Source organism: Thalassolituus sp. (assembly GCF_034111725.1).
Classification (GTDB): Bacteria; Pseudomonadota; Gammaproteobacteria; order Pseudomonadales; family Oceanobacteraceae; genus Thalassolituus.
In genome coordinates this window covers 44,436-61,058 of sequence record NZ_JAWUWR010000012.1, presented here as the reverse complement: position 1 = coordinate 61,058, position 16,623 = coordinate 44,436, and the positions used below count along the sequence as shown (strand labels likewise).

14 protein-coding genes are annotated in these 16,623 nt (G+C 46.0%); 7 read left to right on the top strand and 7 right to left on the bottom strand.

Annotation, left to right across the window (positions count from 1 at the left end):
* Positions 1-25 precede the first annotated feature (25 nt).
* From UXZ23_RS02175 to UXZ23_RS02160, 4 genes are all read left to right on the top strand, one after another.
* The gene (locus tag UXZ23_RS02175; RefSeq protein WP_320819017.1) at positions 26-748 is read left to right on the top strand and encodes an RNA methyltransferase; all 723 of its coding nucleotides are present in this window, start codon (positions 26-28) and stop codon (positions 746-748) included.
* Positions 749-904: 156 nt separating this feature from the next.
* On the top strand, positions 905-2,893 hold the full coding sequence (tkt, locus tag UXZ23_RS02170; RefSeq protein ID WP_320819016.1) for a transketolase: 1,989 nt from the start codon (positions 905-907) through the stop codon (positions 2,891-2,893).
* 146 nt (positions 2,894-3,039) lie between these two features.
* Positions 3,040-5,634 carry a thrombospondin type 3 repeat-containing protein gene (locus tag UXZ23_RS02165; protein ID WP_320819015.1) on the top strand — a complete coding sequence of 865 codons (2,595 nt, stop codon included), beginning with the start codon at positions 3,040-3,042 and terminating at the stop codon, positions 5,632-5,634.
* A 249-nt stretch (positions 5,635-5,883) separates the two neighbouring features.
* Entirely contained in the window at positions 5,884-6,846 is a 963-nt protein-coding gene (locus UXZ23_RS02160) for a substrate-binding domain-containing protein (protein ID WP_320819014.1), read from the top strand.
* A 6-nt stretch (positions 6,847-6,852) separates the two neighbouring features.
* On the opposite strand, the gene UXZ23_RS02155 is transcribed toward UXZ23_RS02160, so the two are convergent.
* A complete protein-coding gene (locus tag UXZ23_RS02155; RefSeq protein WP_320819013.1) occupies positions 6,853-7,749 on the bottom strand; it encodes an RluA family pseudouridine synthase in 897 nt (298 codons plus the stop codon).
* 288 nt (positions 7,750-8,037) lie between these two features.
* Here UXZ23_RS02155 and UXZ23_RS02150 point away from each other — a divergent pair, with 288 nt between their 5' ends.
* Positions 8,038-8,931, top strand: a complete 894-nt coding sequence (locus UXZ23_RS02150) for an alpha/beta hydrolase (protein ID WP_320819012.1) — start codon at positions 8,038-8,040, stop codon at positions 8,929-8,931.
* A gap of 6 nt (positions 8,932-8,937) precedes the next feature.
* Here the strand turns inward: UXZ23_RS02150 and UXZ23_RS02145 are convergent, their stop codons facing one another.
* Positions 8,938-10,575: an alkaline phosphatase D family protein gene (locus UXZ23_RS02145; RefSeq protein ID WP_320819011.1), complete on the bottom strand. Its 1,638-nt coding sequence runs from the start codon at positions 10,573-10,575 to the stop codon at positions 8,938-8,940.
* Positions 10,576-10,820: 245 nt separating this feature from the next.
* Between UXZ23_RS02145 and UXZ23_RS02140 the strand changes: the two genes are divergently transcribed.
* Positions 10,821-11,783: an alpha/beta hydrolase gene (locus tag UXZ23_RS02140; protein ID WP_320819010.1), complete on the top strand. Its 963-nt coding sequence runs from the start codon at positions 10,821-10,823 to the stop codon at positions 11,781-11,783.
* A 325-nt stretch (positions 11,784-12,108) separates the two neighbouring features.
* Here the strand turns inward: UXZ23_RS02140 and UXZ23_RS02135 are convergent, their stop codons facing one another.
* Positions 12,109-12,531, bottom strand: a complete 423-nt coding sequence (locus tag UXZ23_RS02135; RefSeq protein WP_320819009.1) for a DUF6691 family protein — start codon at positions 12,529-12,531, stop codon at positions 12,109-12,111.
* Positions 12,528-12,938, bottom strand: coding sequence for a YeeE/YedE thiosulfate transporter family protein (locus tag UXZ23_RS02130; RefSeq protein ID WP_320819008.1), 411 nt, complete (start codon positions 12,936-12,938; stop codon positions 12,528-12,530). Before UXZ23_RS02130 ends, UXZ23_RS02135 begins: the two co-directional genes overlap by 4 nt.
* Positions 12,939-13,104: 166 nt before the next feature.
* Between UXZ23_RS02130 and UXZ23_RS02125 the strand changes: the two genes are divergently transcribed.
* Entirely contained in the window at positions 13,105-14,487 is a 1,383-nt protein-coding gene (locus UXZ23_RS02125; protein ID WP_320819007.1) for a leucyl aminopeptidase family protein, read from the top strand.
* 61 nt (positions 14,488-14,548) lie between these two features.
* Here UXZ23_RS02125 and UXZ23_RS02120 read toward each other — a convergent pair whose 3' ends face one another.
* From UXZ23_RS02120 to UXZ23_RS02110, 3 genes are all read right to left on the bottom strand, one after another.
* Positions 14,549-15,436, bottom strand: a complete 888-nt coding sequence (locus tag UXZ23_RS02120) for a hypothetical protein (RefSeq protein ID WP_320819006.1) — start codon at positions 15,434-15,436, stop codon at positions 14,549-14,551.
* Between the two features lie 210 nt (positions 15,437-15,646).
* Positions 15,647-15,814, bottom strand: coding sequence for a hypothetical protein (locus UXZ23_RS02115; protein WP_320819005.1), 168 nt, complete (start codon positions 15,812-15,814; stop codon positions 15,647-15,649).
* 104 nt (positions 15,815-15,918) lie between these two features.
* Positions 15,919-16,587, bottom strand: a complete 669-nt coding sequence (locus tag UXZ23_RS02110; RefSeq protein WP_320819004.1) for a carbonic anhydrase — start codon at positions 16,585-16,587, stop codon at positions 15,919-15,921.
* Positions 16,588-16,623 lie beyond the last annotated feature (36 nt).

Here is a 16,623-nt window from a genome sequence, read left to right as displayed (position 1 = left end):
CTCTATTACGGACAGAGGTGATGCCATGAAACTCGACGATATTAAAAAACTACACCAAAAAAAATACCGCACCCAGTTCGGCCATTTTTTAGTAGAAGGTGAGCATTTAATTCTCGAATTACAGCGGGCGGCCAAGTCGCAGCCGCAACTTGGGCTCAGTGAGTTATTGGTGACGGAGCAATATGCCGATTGGCACAGCGACTTCAAAACCACGGTCATTAGCGAACGCCAGATGACGCAAATCTCGGATACCAAGTCACCTCAAGGCATTATTGCCGTGGTGCCATTATTGACCCCGTCAAATGATGACGCCCACCTTAGCAAAGCCGTTTATTTGCACGAGATTCAAGATCCCGGCAATTTAGGAACCATTATTCGCACCTTAGGTTGGTTTGGTGGTTTGCGGTTATTGCTCAGCAGCAATAGCGTCGACCCTTACAACCCCAAAGTCGTGCGCGCCAGCATGGGCGCTATCTTCCATGTCGCGATTGAACAAGAGGTCGAACTCGATAGCTTACCCCACCGCTATAAGAATATTGCCTGCCTAGACATGCAAGGCGAGGCGCTAAGCCACCCATCCTTCCATGCCTGTGAATGCTATGTTTTCGGCAATGAAGCCCGTGGCATTCCACGCGAACAGCTAGAAGAACTCAGCCCACATCCATTTACCATTAAAGGTTGCGGCGATATTGAGTCGCTGAATTTAGCAACTGCGGTGAATATGTGTGTCTATGAGATGAATCGCTAATACAGACGATTAGCGATTACTCAGACAATCCCTCCCTTCGGCGTTGCCGTTACTGACAATCTGCGAGACAATGCCGCCCAAATTTTCTGTCTAGCGGTTGTCACAAACCACCGCTAGTCTAAAGCCGCATTTCAACTGTGATCTAGGAGTCGTTACATGACTACCCGTACCGAACTGGCTAACGCCATCCGCGCACTTAGCATGGACGCTGTACAGAAGGCTAAATCTGGCCACCCTGGTGCCCCAATGGGCATGGCCGACATCGCCGAAGTGCTATGGAACGACTACCTCCAGCACAACCCTGAAAATCCAGAATGGGCTGATCGCGACCGTTTTATTCTATCTAACGGCCACGGCTCAATGCTGATTTACTCACTGCTTCACTTAAGCGGTTACGATCTCAGCATCGACGACCTGAAAAACTTCCGTCAGCTGCACTCTAAAACACCGGGTCACCCAGAATACGGCTACGCACCAGGTATCGAGACCACTACCGGTCCTCTAGGCCAAGGCATTGCCAACGGTGTTGGTATGGCACTGGCTGAAAAAGTATTGGCGGCACAGTTCAACCGCGAAGGTCATGACGTCGTTGATCACAACACCTATGTCTTTATGGGTGACGGCTGCATGATGGAAGGTATCTCACACGAAGCGTGCTCACTGGCCGGTACGTTAGGGCTAGGCAAATTAATCGCGTTCTATGACGACAACGGCATCTCAATTGATGGCGAAGTTGAAGGTTGGTTTACCGACGATACCGTTAAGCGTTTTGAAGCTTACGGCTGGCAAGTAATCCCGCGCGTTAACGGCCATGATTCTGATGAAATAAAGCAAGCCATTGAAACGGCTCGCGCTAACAGCGATCAACCAACCTTGATTTGCTGTAAAACCATTATCGGTTTTGGCTCACCGAATAAAGAAGGCAAAGAAGATTGCCACGGTGCACCACTAGGCGACGATGAAATTGCTCTAACACGCGAACGTTTAGGTTGGAAATACGGCCCATTTGAAATTCCAGAAAACGTGCACGCAGGCTGGAGCGCAAAAGAAAAAGGCGCTAAAGCTGAACAAACTTGGAATGCTAAGTTTGATGCCTATGCCAAAGCTTATCCAGAATTAGCGGCTGAATTTAAGCGCCGTGCTAACAGCGAATTGCCAGCGGATTTCTCTGCCAAAGCGCAAGCCTATATCGAAGAATGCCAAGCCAAAGGCGAAGTCATTGCTAGCCGTAAAGCATCGCAAAATACCTTGAATGCTTTCGGTCCACTGCTTCCAGAATTTTTAGGCGGCTCAGCCGATTTGGCTGGCTCAAACCTGACCTTATGGAAAGGTTGTGAAGGCGTAAGTGCCAACGATGCTGCAGGTAACTACATATTCTACGGTGTGCGTGAGTTCGCTATGAGTGCCATGATGAATGGTATTGCTCTGCACCGTGGCTTTGTTCCTTATGGCGCAACCTTCCTGATGTTTATGGAATATGCACGTAACGCCGTGCGCATGGCGTCACTTATGAAGCAACGCGTTATCTTCGTTTATACCCACGATTCAATTGGCTTAGGCGAAGACGGCCCGACTCACCAGCCAGTAGAACAAGTCGCTAGCTTACGTTACACCCCTAACCTGCAAACTTGGCGTCCATGCGACACCGTTGAATCCGCAGTGTCTTGGAAAGCAGCGATCGAACGCACGGATGGCCCAAGCGCCCTCATCTTCTCGCGTCAGAACCTAGCGCACCAAACTCGTGATGCACAGCAAGTTGCCGACATCACCAAAGGTGGCTACATCCTGAAAGATTGCGCGGGCACACCAGACGCTATCATCATGGCGACTGGCTCCGAAGTGCAGTTGGCGGTGGAAGCTGCCGAGAAACTCACCGGTAAAAATATCCGTGTGGTTTCAATGCCATGTGCAGAACTCTTCTCTGCGCAAGACGCGGCCTACCGCGAAGCCGTATTACCGGCGGCGGTCAGCGCACGCGTTGCGGTTGAAGCACTGCACAAAGATTACTGGTACAAGTTCGTCGGTCTAAACGGCGCTGTGATTGGTATGGAAACCTTCGGTGAATCTGCACCAGCAGGCGACCTGATGAAACACTTCAACATCACCACCGAAGCGGTAGTTGAAGCGGTTAGCGGCCTGCTCTGATACAAGAGACAGCGCAGAAAAAACCGGGCCTAGTGCCCGGTTTTTTTATTCCTGTATACTGCTTCTTAGACCAATAAGGCCAGCACGGTTGTGCACCCATGACTCCTGCACGATAGGGCCAGTACATAAACAAGGAACGTTGCTAAATGCCGACTCGCATTCTTTCACCCCTTCTAAAAACCGGTATTCTCACGGCATTAGCCACTGCTCTGATCACTGTTGCGCCTTATTCAATGGCAATTACCGACTTTGATGGCGATGGCATTGCAGATATCGATGATAACTGCCCAGAGATAGCAAACCCAGATCAAACAAACTCCGATTTCGACGATGAGTTCCTAGGTGATGCCTGTGACGATGACGACGACGACGATGGGGTGTCTGACGTACTTGAAGATCTATTCGGCAGTGACCCAACGAATCCCGACGTACTCTCAGATGATTTTGATGGTGACGGTTACAACAACCTGATTGAAATACTCTTGGGTTCCGCAGCAGATGATATTAACTCCATTCCCGAATCGGTCACATTTTTCGAAAAAGATTTCACTGATATAAGCCAAATTCACTTCGCGCCATATTACGCATGGAACTATCAAGATTGGGCCATAGAACTTGGTAGAGGTTACACCGAAAATATTATTGCAACTCTGGATATTCCATTGAACCCAGCGATCGACGGCATTGTAAAAATATCTTTTTATAGTAGTGACGGGGTAGTACTTCCCGATGTTTATATCAATGGTGTAAAACAAGGCAATGAAATTTATGGTGAAACACAAGCTGATTATACAGCCGATCTCACCATGAAAATTACTGCCGGTCCAACCCTGATAACGATTGCACATGAAATACCCACCTCGAGCGATCAGGTTCTTCAATTCAAAGACATAATCTTTGCGGCCGATACCGACAACGACGGCATTATAGAAACTGAAGATAACTGCACCTTAATAAGTAACACCGATCAGTTAAATTCAGATAATGATAGTTTTGGTGATGTCTGTGATGACGATGACGACGATGATGGTATTTCCGACGATTTGGAAGCCACATTAAATACCGATCCGAAAACGCCGACGGATGCGACCGAAGATTTTGACGGCGACGGCTACAATAATCTTATTGAAGTATTACTAGGCTCATCACCAACCGATTCAGAATCAATTCCTGCGACCACCGATGACCTTGTCATTGATTTTAGCAGTGGCAGATCAGACCGGGTGTTGGCGACGCCGAGTCAATTGTGGGCGCTTGACGATACCGGTGACGTTGGCACCAAGAGCTATCGAACCCTAATGATCCGAAGCGTCATCAATGCCCACAACCCATACGAAAATATTGACGAAACTATCACAAGCCAATTTACTGTTGCGCTTAATAACGCGTCTGCTGGCCTATTAAATATAGTTTTTTTAGAAGATAGCAACCCTTATGCGGCTGAAGCAATAACCGTCAGCGTAATAATTGATGGGAGCGAGAACGTTAACAGGTTAGGATATAGATCTTTAACCAGTGGCCCTCACCTAGTTACCATTGTATTTACTGCTGAATTTAGCTGGTACTCGGACACTTACGCATCACTCAATGTCGATGCCATTGCCTTCGGACAAGATGCCGACAACGACGGTATTGTTAACCAATTAGATAACTGCCCATACCAATACGAGGAAGATCAAACCGATTCCGACGGTGACGGCCTCGGTGATCTCTGTGATTACGGCGATGCTGATACCGACAGTGATGGTGTCGCCGACATTGATGATAACTGCCCCCTGGTCTACAACCCTTATCAAGAAAACTATGAAGACAGCAGCTTACTTTTTATAGATAGCTGGGGCGATGCCTGCGATACCGACGATGACCAAGATGGCTTGTCTGACGCCCTCGAAGCGACGATAGAATCAAGAGATCCACGCTACCGCGAAAATTTCTATGGAGATTCTGACAGCGACGGTGCGGTCGATGTGTATGAATGGAATATCGGCACCGATCCTTTCGTTTATAACGAGTTTGAAACGATCGATATTACCCAGTATTTTCCCCTTGGAAATATCGAATACACCTATGAGGCTTTTTCTGATCACAGTGGCACTCCGTCTCTACATGATATTTTCACTGGCAATATTGAAGCGCTAGAAAATAATCAATTTCACGACGATGCAGTAGGTTTAATCGGTTTATACGAAAGAGTTTACGAAATTCGTGAAGACGGTATTTATATCACCCAACGCGGGTATGATGGCGAAATTACCTATCCTGATGGATTAAAATATTTACCTTTTGAAATGCGGGAAGGCGAAAGCTTTTATTCTGAAACCACAGCACAATATCATTTTTCGAGATCAGAAAGCCCCCGAGACTATACAGAACACAACTTAATCATAATGCTCGACAAAGGCGTGATGGAGTTTAATGGCCAGCAAGTTAATTACATCACCTTGTTCGACGGCGAAAGAAATTCTCGCTTTCTAGAGGGCATAGGTCGTTACGGTATGGAATCACTGCATATAATAAGTACTAATACTGATGACCGTGTCGATATCAAACAGATTGCAGCAGACATCACTGAAAGCAGCCAAACACCAGAAATTCCAGAGCCAGTAACCGAACAGACAGTAGAACGCAAAAGTAGCTCTGGAGGCGGTGGCAGCCTATCGCCATTCTGGCTACTCATCGCTTGTATAAGCGTCGTCTTCCGACAGCGCTATTTTTACGCCAGACGATTCCAACCAATATAGGTACCTCATCGTCTTCCTAGAGTATAAAAAGCCGAGAATAACTCGGTTTTTTATACTCCAAATATCCGCTCAATAGTGGCGTACTTAGACTAAGCTTAAAATACTGTATTTGAGAGCGGTTTTCATTTATCTAGCAATGCAATTCCACGACTGCTAACCTATAAATCGCTTTGATTTAGTACAGGCATAGAATTTCCAATGTTATCTAGGATCACCGGTACCGCACTGCAGCTTTGCGTAGGGCTACTAATGAATTCAATAGTAGCCGCTGAAGGTATGAATTTCGCTCTAGTCGGTAAAAGTATTGATGATCAAAACTTCATCGATGCCGCTCAGGGATGCCAAGAAGCCGCCGCATTAAATGCCGATACTTGCGTTTTACTAGGAGGACACGGAGATTCCAATGCCCACTTGCAATACAATGCAATCGAGACAGCACTCGCCTCTCGCCAATACGATGCCATTGCGATTTCTGTAACTAAGTCTGAATTTATCGCACAAGCCATTAGTCAGGCACGCATTCCTATTTTAACGTTTGATTCACCGTTCAGTGGTGTCGATAAAGTACTTAGCCGTGGCTATGTCGGTGCCGATAACGTGACTTTCGGACAAGAACTCGCCCTGATGGCACAAGAACTCAAGCCTAACGGCGGTTGCATCTGTTTAATGACGGTAAACCATGACCCCAATCTTGCCGAACGAATCTTAGCCGTACGGCGCACTCTAAGCGGTCAAAAAAGCTTCTTGGATGGTCAACGTTTACAAGGTGAAGGTGGTTGGTACGAGCCTGAACGTTGCCCATGGAACTCTGGCGATAATGTTGAACGTACCATGACGCAACTCAGCAATACCTTTAATGGTATTGGTTCTGATGTATTTCTCTCCGTAGGCGCTTGGCCAATGAATGATATCGACACCTTCCGGGATACGGTAGAAATCTATAACAACGAACTAAAGACGCATAAAAAGATTATCATTATTGGTGTCGGCAAAATATTGCCGAGCTATAAAGCATTATTAAAAGACCATTTAGTACACGCCTTCGTGAGTATCGACTTCTTCGAAATGGGTCGAGAAACCTATCGAAATATGAAAAAAGCGGCAAATGGCGAGAGCATTGCGAGAACAACATATACCAAAAATGAAATCGTGCGCTTAAATTCAAGTCTGGAAAATACCACTAAAGAAGCAGTGATCCCCACCGACAAGTAATATCTATTACTTCAACTCAATGGTCTGAATGCTGTCTTTTTCGATACATAACTCTAAACGTACTGCTTGCAGCAAATGATGCTCGCTGCCTAACATTCGAAAGTCTTCTGCGGTTAACGGGCCTTGAAAGCGTTTTAAATAATAAAGACCATCAAATGCATAAATCTTATCGCCAACAATGGGATACCCAAGATAAGCTAAATGCGTACGAATTTGATGTTTTTTACCGGTAAATAATCGACATTCAATGAGCGACCTATCATCTTCATTACGAATTACTTGAAAATGGGTTTTACTAAGTTTCGGGTTTTTATAATCGCTAACATCGTCTTCAACGACGTACATACGACTACGAATAGCACTGCCTTCGCGCTCGGAGATGTCGCATTCCAATGTCATTTCTTGCCAATCCGGTTTGCCAAACACCCAAGCATGATAAATTTTACCTTGCATTAGACGCTCAAACTTTTTCTTCCATTTTTTATCAGCGTAAGAATTTTTCGCCAATAAAATAAGACCTGATGTTTCTGTATCTAAGCGATGTAATAACTGTGCTTGCGTCCACGGACTATGGCGACGAACAAGAGAAATCAAAGTACCGTATAAATTTCGCGTCGTGCGACTAACCGGCAACAGCGGTGGCTTGTATATCGCTAGTAATTCGTGATTTTCCCATACAGTCGTCCACTGAGTGTTAACGGGATCTTCGCTATGATTTGGAATTTCAACATAAAGACAATCGTGAGTCTGCAATACATACTGAGCCGATATTAATACCTGCTTAGTCTCAGCATGATTATCTTCGCTAACCTTAAGCCAAACTCTTTCGTCGGCAAAGAATTGAGCTAATTCGTCTAGATTCAGCCGCGGAAAATGTGGCGCTATATAATCAATGGCTGCCATACCCGCATGCGCTTCAAAAACACTAAACCCCAATTGATATGATGCATGCTCGCTTAGCGAGTCAAACGTTACCAATTTAAGCCGAACCGCAAACAAAAAATGGGAGGAAAGTTTCTAGACATAATGTCACTTTTGCATACTAAAACGGCTTTGATTGTATCACTTTCGATTCCACGCCCCATCATTGAGTGAAAAATACGCAAATAGACCGAATTTCGGCATGATAATCCCTTATATTAATTGCATTATCCGTAGACAATAGTCGCCATCATCAAATGAGGTTGAATTATGTTCCAGCGAGCCTTGGCGTCGTTATCCGAAGAGCGTTTCGCGATCCCCCTAGAGGAAATCAAACAACGCCACGAATTACCCGACTCGAAGTATCTAGAGCTGCAGGGGATGAAGATTCATTACCGTGACGTCGGCCAAGGTCCTGTATTGCTTTTACTCCATGGTATGTTTTCTTCTCTGCATACTTGGAACGATTGGAGCGACATTCTCAGCAAGCACTTCCGTGTCATCTGTTTAGACAATCCAAACTATGGTCTTACAGGCCCACACCCAAAAGGTGTGTACAAACACATGTACAGTGACTTTTTGAACGAATTTACTGATGCACTAGGGATAGAAACCTGCATGGTAGCCGGAAATTCGTTAGGTGGTTGGATGACCTGGGACTTTGCAGCACGCTATCCGCATAAAGTGAGTAAGTTTGTACTATTAGATGCTGCTGGTTTCTTTTTTATTCCACCTGCGACTATCTCATCATTGGCTGTGCCCTTTGCTGGATGGTCAGCATCGCGTATGAAGATCCCGCGCAAGGCTTTGTATGGTTCAGTACGCTCTCTTTACGGCCAGCCAGATCGCATTAAAAAAGAACAATTAGAATGCTACTACGACATGATGATGCGCCCGGGAAACCGGGCTTCAGCCGCTCGTGTTGTGCGTTACATTCGTAATAATGTTGGTTTCGATACGCGCCCACTGAAAAATATTACTCAGCCAGCACTGATCATGTGGGGCAAGCAAGATGCATGGATTCCAGTTGCCCATGCGCATCGTTTTGCTAAGGAGATTCCAAACGCTCGTGCGGTGATTTACGATAATTGCGGACATATGCCCATGGAAGAAATTCCAGAGCAAAGTGCCGCCGACTGCCTAGCGTTTTTATTAGAAAAGTAATCGTATTTAGCGTGATGCTTGTGCGGCGATCATACCATCAACACCTTGGTTTTCTGGTCGTCGCCATTCGCGCAAGTAAGTGAACTCACCGGAAAAACTCGGGATATCTGCCAAGTTTTGCTGCTTAGATGGAGTGATTTCAGGGGCAACAATAAATGTCGCTTCGCCTGCTGGAATCTGTAACGCACGCAAGCAATCACTGCGATATTTATAATTATCAACCTGATCAACGACCCACCATTCTGCCTGCATACGCTCATGCGTAATATCTAACAGCACATAGCCGCGATAATAAAAATCAACAAATTCAAGATGTGGTAGTAAGGCTTCTAGCGAAGACGCTGCTAATTTTGCTTGCGCATACTGGGTAATCCCAGGTGAGGTCACCCCTGGCGTCACTAGTTCAACACCCAGCGCAGGTGTCGGTAAATCTGCGAATGGATCATCATGTAAGGTCATTGCCCAACTCGAATGAATATCGCCAGTTAATACCACCCAATTTTCAACATTTGCTGAGCGAACACTGTCGAATAAGCGCTGTCTTGCCGCTGGGTATCCGTCCCATTGATCGTAATTAAAAGGACGATCATTGGTACCAAGCTGCGCTACCATGACCTGTTGGCCCATGACTTTCCAACGCACTCCTTGCTGTTGGGCCGCTTGCAAGCATTCACTTAACCATTGCTCTTGAGGATGGCCCAACAAGGTTCGATCACTATGATTGCGCTCCTCCAAGGTTTCAGCTTGGGCATCGCGACCGGCTAGGCGCGTATCTAACATGTTTAAGTCGAGTAAATCACCAAAACGAACATTGCGATAAACCCCTTGTTGATTAACGGGTTCGCGCACCGGCATCCATTCAAAATAGGCTTGAACAGCTCCAGTTAAACGATTCTGCCAAGCGCCTTCGGTCGCTTCATCGTGATTACCTGCGCCACCTAGCCATGCGTTATTAGCGACTTCATGATCATCCCAAATGATATAGAAACCATGCTGGCGATGTACCTGCTGTAAATCACGATCGCTCTTATAGCAAGCATGACGCGCTCGATAATCAGCGAGGGTTAATGTCTCGCGTGGAGGTTCATGTATGCGTCCAGTGGTTAGGCTTTCTTCGAGGTTAGCGTATTCATAAATGTAATCACCGAGATGCAAAATAGCATCGAGATCGGTACGCGCGGCTAAATCGCGATAAACATTAAAATAACCTTGGGCAAAGTTAGAACAGGAGGTGAATGCAATACGTAGATGTTTGCATGAACCTTCCGGCAACGTGCGAGTTCGCCCTGTGTCTGACCACTGACCTAAAGCTTCAAAAGCATAAAAATACGTGGTGTTTGCTTGCAAGCCATCGACATCAATCTTAACCGTAAAATCGCGACTAGAATCCGTAACTCCGTAGGCATCGACGACCCTGTTTTTCAAATCTTGATCCAGAGCGACGACATAGCGAAAGCCAACACTGGCGGTATCATGATCGGAAGATATTCGAGTCCATAATATGACTCGGTCGGTTAGAGCATCGCCACTTGCCACGCCATGACGAAATGGAAATCCGCGACGCGATGACGGTAAACGAAACAAGGGCGCGAGCAATGTACTACCAGCGCTATCCAACAAAAACTCACGACGCGAAAGAGGCATTGGCCAGCGTCCACTGTAGACCTTTGATGGAATGCTAGTTAATCCGATCGGTATGACAGCGCCGTGGCAGGAGTCTGACAATATGGTTGCCATCTGCTTACAGACAAAAGACAAAGTACTACGGAATCCTGACCCAATCGCACCTAGTCAGCCAACACACGCACAGGCATGCTAGGTCAAATCTTGCAGAAACAAGCCACTTCCTAAGCTTGTTTTACCAATAACAACAACGATGGAGCTCCGACATGTCTTCTTCTAAACCCTCTTTATTCGCGCGCACACTGCGTTATATGGGTATGACGACCCTTGATCAGCAAACAATGCGCGCCACCTATGCCAATGAAGACTCGAAGTTCTTTCCTTGTGATGGCAACGAAATTCATTATCGCGTTGAAGGACGTACAGATTCCGATGCACCTGTGCTGGTTATGCTGCATGGCATTATGGCGTCGCTGCACACTTGGGACGGTTGGGTTAAAGAACTAAAAGAAGACTACAAGCTTGTTCGTATCGACGTTCCCGCCTTCGGCCTAACCGGTGCGATTGCCAATGGCCGTTACGAAGTCGAGCGTATTGGTGACAAGATCAATGCTTTGTTAGAGCACCTAAAACTGGAGCACTTTAGCTTGGTGGGTAGTTCGTTGGGCGGATATATTTCTTGGGAACTTGCGGCCAAGCACCCAAGTAAAGTTGATAGCCTAATACTGCTAGATGCTGCTGGTTATCCCATGCCTTTACCTTGGTTAATGAGGCTTCTCACGACTCCCATACTGCGCCATGCAATTGTTTTAGGCACACCGCGCTTTATGGTGAATATCACCCTTGGGGATGTTTATGGGGATCGCTCGAAAATAACCGATAACGCCATTACGTATTACCACGACATGATGTTAGCACGCGGCAATCGTCAGTCTTTAATTCGCCTGTTTGAAGAGCTAGAACACATGACAGCAGAGCGCGTTAAGCATGTAAAAGCGCCTACATTGATTATGTGGGGTGATAAAGATCGCTGGATTCCACCTGCGAATGCCAAACTTTTCGCACGCGATATACCCGGATCAGAAGTGATTGTGTACCCAGGTGTTGGTCATATTCCGATGGAAGAAATTCCAGAGCAATCAGCAGCCGATGCACATCAGTTTTTAAGCCGTGTATTGGTAAAACCCGCAGTTTCTAAGCCCAAAAAAGAAGCCGCTAGCGCAAGCTAACCATTGTGGCCGTGCATATGTTCATGTAGAGCACGGCCATCGTTATCCTTCGAGTACACCGTCAGGCGACAACCTCTTCCGGCATTGCCGACTCCGCCAGCAATACCACCGCAAACACCACTGCAGACCACAGCGATTCTGGCGTTATTGATAATACATATAGGTCGATAGCTGTTTTCATATAATAACCCCTCTTTGTTAGCATTAAACTATTAAACGCACGGAGGACTTATTATTGAAATGATATATTTCTTACGACTCGATTATAGAAAACTATAACGATGACCAAGCCTTGCAGTAGAAAACAAGACTCAGTCATGAGAACTTATTTCTGCTGCACCGGCCCAACCAACCAATGTGCCAAGCGATTGCCTACTAATAAGGCAGCAACAAAAATCAAAATACTAGGATCAAATGCGAACAAGTCGACCAATGCAGGCCCCGGACACAATCCTACTAACCCCCAACCAATCCCAAATAATACAGCGCCAGAAACTAAACGAAGATCAATTCGGCTAATGCTTGGGGTATGAAATGCACCGGTAAACCAAGGCTGTTTTTTGCCTAAGCTCACACGATATACCAAAGCAAAAATAACCACAGCTGAGCCCATTACTGCCAGTAACTCGGGGCGCCAATTGCCTGCTATATCTAAAAATGCTCGTACTTTTTCCGGATCATTCATACCAGATAGTAGTAATCCTAAACCAAATATTAGGCCGCTTAATAGCGCAATTAGATGACTCATAGATCACCCCCAACGACGCGCATCAACCAAACAGTAATAATCCCCGACACCATAAAAACAACCGTCGCAATAGTAGAGCGCACCGATAAGCGCCCCATACCGCAGACGCCATGACCACTGGTGCAGCCGTTACCCACGTAGGTACCAAAACCAACAAATAAACCGGCAATAATCAGCAAAGGTACATTCGAGGTAATATGAATTGGAGCAGCTAAACCGAAAAGCTGAAATAAGGGATAAGCCAACACCAATCCCAATAAAAAGAAAATTGCCCAATGACGTTGAGTTTCGCGCAATAAAAATAGGCTCGACAATACGCCGGTCATACCACTGATGCGACCAATACCTAGCCATAACAGTCCTGCAGCTAGGCCGATAAGCGCCCCGCCTGCAAATTCATTTACCATATCACCCTCGCTTCAGCACCGTCAGGGGCTTTAGGTATGTATCAAAAAGTGGGCAATGTTACCGCAAATACCGGTTAGCGTCAGCGACCTTAAGGTAGCTGTTTTGTGACGCACTAATGTCACCTATACTGAGCGCAGTGTTTATATTTATTAGGATATTGTTTTTATGTCAGTGCGCGCTGCAATAACAACCCAGTTGATCCATGGCCAACAAGGTATTCCACTCAGCCTTATTGAAAAAGCAGACTACGAACGCTGGCTAGCAGAGCAACCAGCCAGTACCAGTAACTGGCTCAAAAACTCTGGCTACAAAGGCAGTGGCACCGCCCTTATTCCCGCAGCCGACGGGGCGCTGGGACAAGTAGTGTTTGCCTGCGAATCGCTTGACGATTTTTTCGCTTGCGGACAGCTGGCAAGCACCCTTCCTGCTGGAATCTACACACCGGATCGCGCCTTCGATACCAACCAATTAACGGCTATTGCTTTCGCATGGGGAGTTGGCGCCTACCGCTTTGATCGCTACACAGAAAAAGCCAGTGCCGAAGCACTTTTAGCCCTACCCGATGCACTGGCAATTGCTGAGGCCGAGCGCCTTATCGAAGGTACCTTCCGCGTCCGTGATCTAATTAATACCCCTGCCGCCGATATGATGCCGCAAGATCTTTCGGCACAGGTTAAAGCGCTTGCTGGCGAATTTAACGCCGACTTTGATGAAATCGTCGGTGATGCTTTGCTGCAAGAAAATTATCCTATGATTCACGCTGTGGGTCGCGCCAGCGCCCATGCACCGCGACTATTGGATTTACACTGGGGCGATGAAAATCATCCTAAGGTTACCTTAGTGGGTAAGGGAATTTGCTTTGATACCGGTGGCTTAAATTTAAAACCGGGCGAAGCCATGCGTTATATGAAAAAGGATATGGGCGGCGCAGCACACACAGTTGGGCTTGCTTACCTTATTATGGCTGCCAATCTCCCTGTACGTTTGCGTTTGTTAATTCCTGCGGCAGACAATGCCGTTAGTAGCGATTCGTTTCGCCCAGGTGATGTATTAAATACCCGTAAAGGATTAACAGTAGAAATTGATAACACCGATGCCGAAGGCCGTTTAGTCTTATGCGATGCGTTAGCTGAAGGTGCGAGCGAAAAACCGGAATTAATGATCGATTTTGCAACATTAACCGGCGCTTGCCGTGTTGCTCTAGGTACAGAATTACCCGGATTTTTTACCAATCAGCAGCAATTAGCGGGAGACCTGATGCAAGTTGGTGAACAGGTCAGTGATCCGGTCTGGAACTTACCCCTGCATAAAGCTTATAAAGACGCATTAAAAAGTGATATTGCTGATTTAGTCAATTCCGTGCCAACGCCATTTGGTGGAGCCATTACTGCGGCCTTGTATCTTGAAGCTTTTGTCGATAACACTCCATGGGTGCACTTTGATGTTATGGCGTGGAATCGTCGTTCACTACCTGGCCGCCCCGTTGGCGGAGAGGCGATGGGCTTACGAGCAATGTTTAATTACCTGCGTAATCGTTTCGCTGATTAACGACAGATATAAAAAAACCCGCTATTAGCGGGTTTTTTTTACAAACAATAGCGCCTATTAATTAAGCAGCGTTATTGCCTGTGGTGCTTGCTACGATTTCACGTTGTTCAATTTCAGACAAAGTGATTTCTACGGTTTCTGGCTTGTGATTAACCACAGCAGAACTCGCTTGTTTCTTAGCATTGCGATTGCCCTTTTTGAACAGGGTACGACGCATATCCAGCAGTGCACGACCAAACGTGCTCCAGCTCAGTGAACCAGCACAAGCCATTTCACTACCATTCATCCAATCTGGATTGCACTTTTCGAAGAAAGCAATCTTAGGAACCTGACGTTCTTTATCGGTAATTGGCGTTACGAAATCAGACAAGGCACAAGCTTCATCACCAAACTCAACTAAACCATTCTCGCGGTTTAATTTGCCTGGAAATAATGTATCCGCGGCAGCAAAAGCAACATTTTTAAGATGCTTATTTTCACCGTCAATATTTGGGTAATAATCATAAAAATTGTTAGCCAAAATTAAATAGGTGCGGTAACCCATTGAGATAAGGAACCAATTTAATTCGATAAACGGATGCTTTAAACGCTCTGCTAATACCCAACGGAAGAAAGACTGAGGGAATGCAGGATTACCCCAATATTCTTTTGCCATAACAGTATCACCGCTAAATAGCATACGCACTTGCCTGCCATCGACTTCAGTCAAAAAAGACACTGCGGTAGAAAAACCGACTACTTTGCCGTCGGTTACTCGCTTAGCAATATGCACACCCGTCTTCTTGGACAAGTCTGCCATAAATGTTTCAAACGGCGTATTTTGATAATACACACTAAATAATTTGTACATGCCGATGCAATCGTCAACGCTGACGTTTTCACGCTTCACATAGCGCATATTAATTGGTGGCAATTTTTTCGCTGGAGCATTCGATTTTTCGTGAGACATTTGCAGCACTCCTGTCCTGACCCAAGGTTGGTCGGTTTATTCTTTTATTATAATAATGGTGCAAAACTATCAGGACACGACCGTGCTTCAGAAATTGTACGAATTTCTCGGACGACAAAAACAAGAAGGGAACAACATATATTAGCGTGTCAACTACAGGCCACTCACTGTGGGCTTTTCCTGACTAACTAACCACGAACGTTGTTTTTCTTATTGTTTAATGTGTTCGATATTTCTACTAATTTTGCCCAAACCGGCAGAAATCAATCCAGCGGGGACATAAGGGCTTGCGGTCTTTCCTGATCTTGTGTCTGTGACACCTTCATCACCAATGCGATCCCTTGCATCTGCAGATAATCTGCTAATTGAGTCAGTCATATTATGACTCTTGGTAATGAGATGTTGATGATACGCTCAAAAAGAGTACAGCCAATAGACTATTCAAGCCACGACCGCCTTGGCTCAAATGGCCTCATTTTTATTTAGTTTTTGTAGGACAATCTTGAAATATCATCCCTATAGTGCTCATCAAAATCGGTAAATGCATCACTATGCTGATCGCAGCAACGTATCTGTCCCGACTCGATATTGTAAACCCAGCCATGAATTTGTACCTTCTTGGTCGCCAATTTGGCAGCCACAATCGGATGTGTACGCATGTGCTGCACCTGCTGCAATACGTTCTCTTCGATAGCTTCGTTTAAATGCTCTGGTGCCAAACAAGCGCCGCTTTCAATACCATGACGCTCGCGCACAATCTCCATTGCCGAACGGCAGTGACCTAACCATTCTTTAACATGAGGTAAGCCCTTGAGTGCGCTAAGATCCATCGCCCCCTTGATAGCGCCACAATCAGTATGTCCACAAACAATAATATGGCGTACACCTAACACTGCAACGGCGTATTCAATCGAGGCTGTCATGCCGCCTGTTTCATTACTGTGCGGTGGGATGATATTGCCAGCATTGCGACAAATGAAGAGATCACCAGGGTCAGAACCCGTTAACAGATTAGGATCAATTCGAGAATCCGAACAGGTTATGAATAAAGTATCTGGATCTTGGCCTCCTGCTAGAGTACCAAACAGATCTTTGCGAGCAGGGTAGACATTCTGCCGGAAATCGAGCACACCCTTGATGATGTTATCCACGGTCAATCCTCATATAAGTCTGCATAGCATAAGGCA

Bases quoted from the DNA above. Each gene is read 5' to 3' on its own strand.
- UXZ23_RS02175 (WP_320819017.1), top strand. From the start codon at position 26: ATGAAACTCGACGATATTAAAAAACTACACCAAAAAAAATACCGCACC.
- tkt (WP_320819016.1), top strand. From the start codon at position 905: ATGACTACCCGTACCGAACTGGCTAACGCCATCCGCGCACTTAGCATG.
- UXZ23_RS02165 (WP_320819015.1), top strand. From the start codon at position 3,040: ATGCCGACTCGCATTCTTTCACCCCTTCTAAAAACCGGTATTCTCACG.
- UXZ23_RS02160 (WP_320819014.1), top strand. From the start codon at position 5,884: ATGAATTCAATAGTAGCCGCTGAAGGTATGAATTTCGCTCTAGTCGGT.
- UXZ23_RS02155 (WP_320819013.1), bottom strand. From the start codon at position 7,749: ATGGCAGCCATTGATTATATAGCGCCACATTTTCCGCGGCTGAATCTA.
- UXZ23_RS02150 (WP_320819012.1), top strand. From the start codon at position 8,038: ATGTTCCAGCGAGCCTTGGCGTCGTTATCCGAAGAGCGTTTCGCGATC.
- UXZ23_RS02145 (WP_320819011.1), bottom strand. From the start codon at position 10,575: ATGCCTCTTTCGCGTCGTGAGTTTTTGTTGGATAGCGCTGGTAGTACA.
- UXZ23_RS02140 (WP_320819010.1), top strand. From the start codon at position 10,821: ATGTCTTCTTCTAAACCCTCTTTATTCGCGCGCACACTGCGTTATATG.
- UXZ23_RS02135 (WP_320819009.1), bottom strand. From the start codon at position 12,531: ATGAGTCATCTAATTGCGCTATTAAGCGGCCTAATATTTGGTTTAGGA.
- UXZ23_RS02130 (WP_320819008.1), bottom strand. From the start codon at position 12,938: ATGGTAAATGAATTTGCAGGCGGGGCGCTTATCGGCCTAGCTGCAGGA.
- UXZ23_RS02125 (WP_320819007.1), top strand. From the start codon at position 13,105: ATGTCAGTGCGCGCTGCAATAACAACCCAGTTGATCCATGGCCAACAA.
- UXZ23_RS02120 (WP_320819006.1), bottom strand. From the start codon at position 15,436: ATGTCTCACGAAAAATCGAATGCTCCAGCGAAAAAATTGCCACCAATT.
- UXZ23_RS02115 (WP_320819005.1), bottom strand. From the start codon at position 15,814: ATGACTGACTCAATTAGCAGATTATCTGCAGATGCAAGGGATCGCATT.